This window comes from Myxococcus sp. AM011 (genome assembly GCF_013372595.1).
In the GTDB taxonomy this organism is placed as follows: Bacteria; Myxococcota; Myxococcia; order Myxococcales; family Myxococcaceae; genus Myxococcus; species Myxococcus eversor.
The window spans coordinates 1-6,580 of record NZ_JABXEM010000416.1 but is presented as its reverse complement, the minus strand read 5'-3'; the positions used below and the strand labels follow the sequence as shown (position 1 = coordinate 6,580).

General features: G+C 68.2%; 5 protein-coding genes and 1 pseudogene. All 6 read left to right on the top strand.

The features are described from left to right. Nucleotides 1-30: 30 nt before the first annotated feature. The 6 genes and pseudogenes from HUW62_RS45010 (at nucleotide 31) to HUW62_RS49435 (ending at nucleotide 6,478) form a co-directional block, all read left to right on the top strand. A complete protein-coding gene (locus HUW62_RS45010) occupies nucleotides 31-1,146 on the top strand; it encodes a type IV pilus twitching motility protein PilT (protein ID WP_163865389.1) in 1,116 nt (371 codons plus the stop codon). Between the two features lie 57 nt (nucleotides 1,147-1,203). Further along, nucleotides 1,204-2,457, top strand: coding sequence for a type II secretion system F family protein (locus tag HUW62_RS45005; RefSeq protein WP_176437951.1), 1,254 nt, complete (start codon nucleotides 1,204-1,206; stop codon nucleotides 2,455-2,457). Between the two features lie 61 nt (nucleotides 2,458-2,518). After that, on the top strand, nucleotides 2,519-4,060 hold the full coding sequence (locus tag HUW62_RS45000) for a nitrogen regulation protein NR(II) (RefSeq protein ID WP_176437952.1): 1,542 nt from the start codon (nucleotides 2,519-2,521) through the stop codon (nucleotides 4,058-4,060). Nucleotides 4,061-4,086: 26 nt separating this feature from the next. Next, nucleotides 4,087-5,508, top strand: a complete 1,422-nt coding sequence (locus HUW62_RS44995; RefSeq protein WP_368670637.1) for a sigma-54-dependent transcriptional regulator — start codon at nucleotides 4,087-4,089, stop codon at nucleotides 5,506-5,508. Nucleotides 5,509-5,842: 334 nt separating this feature from the next. Then, nucleotides 5,843-6,061: pseudogene (locus tag HUW62_RS50220) on the top strand (transposase family protein); the annotation flags it as partial. A 162-nt stretch (nucleotides 6,062-6,223) separates the two neighbouring features. Beyond that, nucleotides 6,224-6,478: a transposase gene (locus tag HUW62_RS49435; protein ID WP_255203998.1), complete on the top strand. Its 255-nt coding sequence runs from the start codon at nucleotides 6,224-6,226 to the stop codon at nucleotides 6,476-6,478. Nucleotides 6,479-6,580 lie beyond the last annotated feature (102 nt).

The following is a 6,580-nucleotide window of genomic DNA, read 5'->3' as shown; positions in this document are numbered from 1 at the left end:
CCCCCAGCCTCACCGAAGGACACCCCCACCGTGGCCAACCTGCACCAGCTCCTCAAGGCGATGGTCGAGAAGGGCGCTTCCGACCTCCACATCACCACCGGTTCGCCACCGCAATTGCGCGTGGACGGTGAGCTCGTTCCCTTGAAGACGGCGCCGCTGACGCCCGTGGAGACCAAGCAGCTCTGCTACTCCATCCTCACGGACGCCCAGAAGCACAAGTTCGAGGAGGACAACGAGCTGGACCTGTCCTTCGGTGTGAAGGGCCTGTCGCGCTTTCGCGCCAACATCTTCATGCAGCGTGGCGCGGTGGCCGGAGCCTTCCGCACCATTCCCTTCAAGATTCTGACCTTCCAGGAGCTGGGCCTGCCGAACGTCGTGGCGGAGCTGGTGAAGAAGCCGCGCGGCCTCATCCTGGTGACGGGACCCACGGGCTCGGGCAAGTCCACCACGCTGGCCTCGATGATCGACAAGATCAACACCGAGCGTCATGAGCACATCATGACCATCGAGGACCCCATCGAGTACCTGCACCCACACAAGAACTGCCTCGTGAATCAGCGCGAGGTGGGTGCGGACACGCGAAACTTCAAGACGGCCCTCAAGTACATCCTGCGTCAGGATCCGGACATCGTGCTGGTGGGCGAGTTGCGCGACCTGGAGACGATTGAAGCCGCGCTCACCATCGCCGAGACGGGCCATATCTGCTACGCGACGCTGCACACCAACAGCGCCGTGCAGACCATCAACCGCGTCCTGGACGTGTTCCCGCCGTACCAGCAGCCGCAGGTGCGCGCCCAGCTCTCCTTCGTGCTGGAGGGCGTGATGAGCCAGGCGCTGGTGGCCAAGGCGGGCGGTCCGGGCCGCATCCTCGCCCTGGAGGTCATGATTCCCAACCCCGCCATCCGGAACCTCATCCGCGAGGACAAGGTCCACCAGATCTACTCGTCCATGCAGGTGGGTCAGGCCAAGTACGGCATGCAGACCTTCAACCAGGCCCTGGCGGCGCTGCTCCTGCGCCGGCTCATCTCCCAGGACGAGGCCTTCGGTCGCTCCAGCGACCCGGAAGAGCTGCGCAACATCCTCGCCACGGGTGGAGGTGGGATACCGGGTGCCCAGCGGCCAGCCGGAGGAGCGGCGGGTCGTTAGTTCCTGGTTTTGAGATTCAGCGGTTAGACTCGCGCGGCGTTCGCGGAGGCCAAGCTCATGGCGGCAACTGCAGTCCAGAAGTCATCACCTTCCAAGAAGAACACCGCCCAGTTCCTCTGGGAGGCGAAGACCAAGAGCGGGGAGACGAAGAAGGGCGAGATGGAGGCCATGGACAGCGAGGCCGTCAACGCTCGTCTGAAGTCCCTGGGCCTCAATCCCGTCAAGGTGCGCAAGAAGAGCGCCTTCGACGGCGAAATCTCCATCCCGGGCATGGGTGGTGTCACCGGCAAGGACATCCTCGTCTTCACTCGCCAGTTCGCGACGATGATCGACGCAGGCCTCCCCCTGGTGCAGTGCTTGGACATCCTCGCCAACCAGATGGACAACCCCGCCTTCAAGAAGGTGGTGCTGGCCATCAAGGGCAAGGTGGAGCAGGGCAGCACCTTCGCGGATGCGCTCAAGGAGCACCCCAAGGTCTTCGACGAGCTCTACATCCAGCTCTGCGCGGCCGGTGAGGTCGGCGGTATCCTCGACACCATCCTCAACCGTCTGGCGGCCTACCGCGAGAAGGCGGAGAAGCTCAAGCGCAAGGTCAAGGGCGCGATGACCTACCCGGCCATCGTCATCCTCGTCGCCATCGGCGTGACGGCGCTCCTGCTCCTCAAGGTGACGCCCGTCTTCGCGGCGATGTTCGCGGACTTCGGCTCGGCGCTGCCGGCGCCCACCCAGTTCGTCGTGGACCTGTCCGCCTGGGCGGAGGCGTACTGGCTGCACGTCATCAGCATCATCGCCGCGGTCGTCTTTTCCTTCACCTGGAGCTACCGGCAGCCCCGGGGCCGCAAGTTCTGGGACAAGGTCTTCCTGAAGATGCCGCTGTTCGGCCCGGTGCTCCGCAAGGTGGCCGTGGCGCGCTTCACGCGCACGCTGGGCACGATGATCTCCTCGGGTGTGCCCATCCTCGACGCGCTCGACGTGACGGCGAAGACGGCGGGTAACCGCACGGTGGAAGAGGCCATCTACTACGTGCGCGGGAAGATCTCCGAGGGCAAGAACATCGCGGGTCCCCTGCTCGAGACGAAGGTGTTCCCCTCCATGGTGGTGCAGATGATTGGCGTCGGTGAAGCGACGGGCGCCATGGACACCATGCTCAACAAGATCGCCGACTTCTACGATGACGAAGTGGACACGGCCGTCAGCTCGCTGACGGCGATGATTGAGCCGCTGTTGATGGTGTTCCTCGGCGGCGTGGTCGGTGGCTTCCTCATCGCCATGTACCTGCCCATCTTCTCCATTGCCGGTGCCATCAAGTAGCTCCGCGGTCGCCAGGGCGCGCGCGGACGAAGCCGAGAGGCTTCGCGCGCGCCTGGTCTGGCTGGTGTTGTTCCGGACGGTGGCGGCGAGCCTGTCGCTCGTCATCACCGTGGGTCGCCTGCTGCTCCAGCCCCTGGAGGAGCCGAGCCGGGCGGACACCCTCTCCCTCTCCGTCATCGTCGCCGCGTACATCTCCACGGTGGTGGTGGGCATCCGGCTGCGACGGGAGAAGGCCGGGCGGCTGGACGCGTGGGTGCAGGTGCTGGGCGACGTCGCCATCGCCACGGGCCTGGTGTACCTGAGCGGTGGTTCCGACTCGCCGCTGACGTTCCTCTACAGCCTGGCCGTCATCGGCGCCGCGGTGGTGCTGGACTGGCGGGGCTCGCTCTGGGTGGCGGCGGCGGCGGCGGTGTGCTTCGCCGGGCTGGTGGTGATGCAGCGGCTGTCGGACGTGGCGCCCCTGGGGCCGCTTCTGCCCAGCCGGGGCTTCTTCGTGCTGGGCAGCAACCTGCTGGCGCTGGCGCTCATCGCCGTGCTGGCGGGCTACCTGTCCCGGCAGCTCTCCGCCACGGGTGGCGCGCTGTCCGCGCGCGAGGCGGACCTGCGCAGGCTGGGCGGGCTGCAGCAGCAGATTCTCTCCTCGATGCCGTCGGGCCTCATCACCTGTGACAGCCAGAAGCGCGTCACGTACGTCAACGCCGCCGCGCGCGGCATCCTCCAGTTGGAGGACGAGGCCGGCGCGGGGCAGCCGCTGGAGTCGCTGCTCCCCGGAGTGTCGGGGCTGGCGCCGCGGCTGTCGCGAGGCGAGCTGGTGGTGGGCACGGATGGGGGCCGCCGGCGCATCATCCTCGGGATGTCGGTGACGCCGCTGGAGGGCGAGCAGGGCGCGCTGCTCATCGTCTTCCAGGATTTGACCGAGCTGCGGCGGATGGAGGAGGACCTGGAGCGCTCGGACCGGCTGGCGAGCCTGGGGGCCCTCTCCGCGCAACTGGCGCACGAGCTGCGCAACCCGCTGGCGGCGATGCGGGGCTCCGCGCAGTTGCTGGCGCAGGAGTGCTCGCGGGACGTGGTGGTGGTGAAGCTCACCAACATCCTGGTGCGTGAGTCGGACCGGCTGGGGCGGCTGGTGGAGGACTTCCTGCGCTTCGCGAGGCCGCCGGAGCCGGTGCGCCGCGAGGTGCCGCTGGACGCGCTCCTGGCGGAGACGGTGGACATGTTGAGGGCGGACCCCCTGGCGCGGGACGTACGGGTGGAGGTGTCCGCGCACGAGCGTCTGATGGCCGCGGTGGACCCGGACCAGCTGAGGCAGGTGCTCATCAACCTGGTGCGCAACGGCTTCCAGGCGGCGGGACCCAAGGGGGAGGTGAAGGTGGGGCTGGCGAGGAGCGAGAAGGAGGCGCAGATTCGCGTGTGGGACTCGGCGGGAAGCATCACCGAGGAGATGATGGGCCACCTGTTCGAGCCTTTCTTCACCACGCGGGACGGAGGCACGGGCCTGGGCTTGTCGACCGCGCATTCCATCGTCAGGGCGCATGGCGGGTCCATCCGCGTGCGCTCGGACCCGGCCGAGGGAACGGAGTTCGTCGTGGGGTTGCCACTGTGACGACCGCGCATGCGGCAGAGAGCGGAGTGAGGGGCCACGTCCTCGTCGTGGACGACGAGCTGTCCATGCGGGAGTACCTGGAGCTGCTCTTGCACCGCGAGGGTTACGCGGTGACGAGCGTGCCCGGGGTGAAGCCCGCGTGCGAGGTGCTCGCGCGCGACGGGGTGGACCTGGTCATCTCCGACATGAAGCTGGGGACGGGCAGCGGCCTGGACGTGCTGCGCACGGCGCGGGCGCGCAAGGAGCCTCCGGAAGTCGTGCTGATTACGGCCTACGGGACGCCGTCCGCCGCCGTGGAGGCGATGCGCGAGGGGGCGTACGACTACATCTGCAAGCCCTTCGACAACGAGGAGCTGCGGCTGCTGGTGCAGAAGGCGCTGGAGAAGCGCACGCTTCGGCAGGAGAACTCCACGCTGCGCGCGCGGCTGTTGCCCGGCCTGGGCATGGCGGTGGGGCACAGCGCGAGGATGCAGGCGGTGTGGGCCCTGGTGGAGAAGGTGGCGCCGGGGCGCAGCACGGTGCTGGTGACGGGGGAGAGTGGCACGGGCAAGGAGCTGGTGGCGCGGGGCATCCACATGCGTGGCAGCCGGGCGGCGCAGCCCTTCCTGCCCTTCAACTGCGCGGCGCTGAACGAGGGCACGCTGGAGAGCGAGCTGTTCGGCCACGTGAAGGGGGCCTTCACCGGGGCGGTGCACGAGCGCGCGGGGTTGCTGGTGTCCGCGGGCGAGGGCACGGTGATGTTGGACGAGGTGGGGGAGATGCCGCTGGCCACGCAGGTGAAGCTCTTGCGTGTGCTCCAGGAGCGCAAGGTGAAGCCGGTGGGCAGCGCGGCGGAGGTGCCCTTCCAGGCGCGAGTCATCGCGGCGACGAACCGGAGGTTGGAGACGGAGGTGAAGGCGGGGCGCTTTCGCGAGGACCTCTTCTACCGGCTCAACGTGATTACGCTGGAGCTGCCGCCGTTGCGGGAGCGCGCGGGGGACATCTCGCTGCTGGCGGGACACTTCCTGTCGAGGATGGCGGAGGAGCTGGGGCGGCCGGGCCTGCGCTTCGCGCCGGAGACGCTGGCGTTGCTGGAGCGCTATGCGTTTCCGGGCAATGTGCGGCAGTTGCAGAACATGGTCGAGCGCGCGGCCACGCTGTCGGACTCGGACCTGCTGGGGCCGTCCACGCTGCCGCCTGCGGTGCGCGGCGAGTCGGAGCCGGTGGCGCGTCCAGGGGATGGCGGCGAGCCCCAGTTGGGTGGCGGATTCAATCTGGAGCGCCACCTGGATGACAGCGAGCGGCGCTACCTGCTGGCGGCGCTGAAGCAGGCGGGTGGGGTGAAGACGCGCGCGGCGGACCTGCTCGGTCTGTCCTTCCGCTCGTTCCGCTACCGGCTGGCGAAGCACGGCCTCACGGATGAACTGGACGAGCCCTCCGGTTCGCCGTCAGCGCGCGAGGCGAAGTAGGGCGCGACGGATTCATCGGTTGCTCATCGTCTGAGGAGCTTGTTCGCCTCGCCGCTACGGGTTCCTACTCATAGGCCATGGCCGCATGGCGCCGAAGTCGGCTTCCATTTGCGCGTTCGGCGACTGGTGCGAGAACACCGGCTGCCTTGCGCCGCGCCGTGTGTCTCACTGAGCGCTTCCCGACTCGGCACTGCGCCTCCGGCTTCTGCGCCAACCACTCTCGGGCGCATGTTGAGCTTGCCCCGGTTCCGTGGCTCTCCCGCACTTCGTGTGGTCCCCCTCTGGGGAGTAGGCAGGCGCGGCAAGCTGCCAGCGGGGCGAATACACCCTGGGAATGGAAACGCTGTACCCACTTCCTGGGTGTCGGGTGGACCGGGTGGCCCACGGTAGCCCGGCGGGTGTCGTCCTCGATGTGCGCATGGATGGCACGGGAGCACGATGTCCCTCCTGCCAGACGCCCAGTACCGCAGTGCATGGTAGTTACGTCCGACGCCCGGCGGACCTGCCCGCCGCAGGGCGCGTCGTGCAACTCGAGCTGCGTGTGCGGCGCTTCTGCTGCCGAAACCCGGAATGCTCCCGCCGCACCTTCGCGGAGCGGCCGGTGCGCCTCTTGGCCACTCAGGCTCGGCGGACACGGCGACTGGCCACCGCGCAGTGCGCTGTTGCAATCACAGCCGGAGCAGAGGCTGGGGCCAGGCTGCTCAATCCCCTGGCCATGCCCACCAGTCCCGATACCCTCCTGCGGCTGATTCGCCGCGCTCCGCTGCCTCCTCCCAGCCCTTCTCGCGTCCTGGGCCTCGACGACTGGGCGCTGCGCAAGGGGCGCACCTACGGCTCCATCCTTGTCGACCTGGAAGCGCACTGCGTGCGGGACGTATTGCCAGACCGCTCGACTCCCACGGTGAGCGCCTGGCTGAGCCAGCACCCCGGCGTGGAAGTCATCGCCAGTGTTGCTGAGCGAAGTGGTTGATGGAGAGCGCGGTCGCGACGAGCGCGCTGGTTGCCGGGAAGGAATGTTGCAGGCCGCGCGGAGTCCAGCAGCGAGCCGGATGCTGGCACGCCACGCTGGGTG

Coding starts and splice junctions, on each gene's coding strand:
- HUW62_RS45005 (WP_176437951.1), top strand. CDS start 1,204: ATGGCGGCAACTGCAGTCCAGAAGTCATCACCTTCCAAGAAGAACACC.
- HUW62_RS49435 (WP_255203998.1), top strand. CDS start 6,224: ATGCCCACCAGTCCCGATACCCTCCTGCGGCTGATTCGCCGCGCTCCG.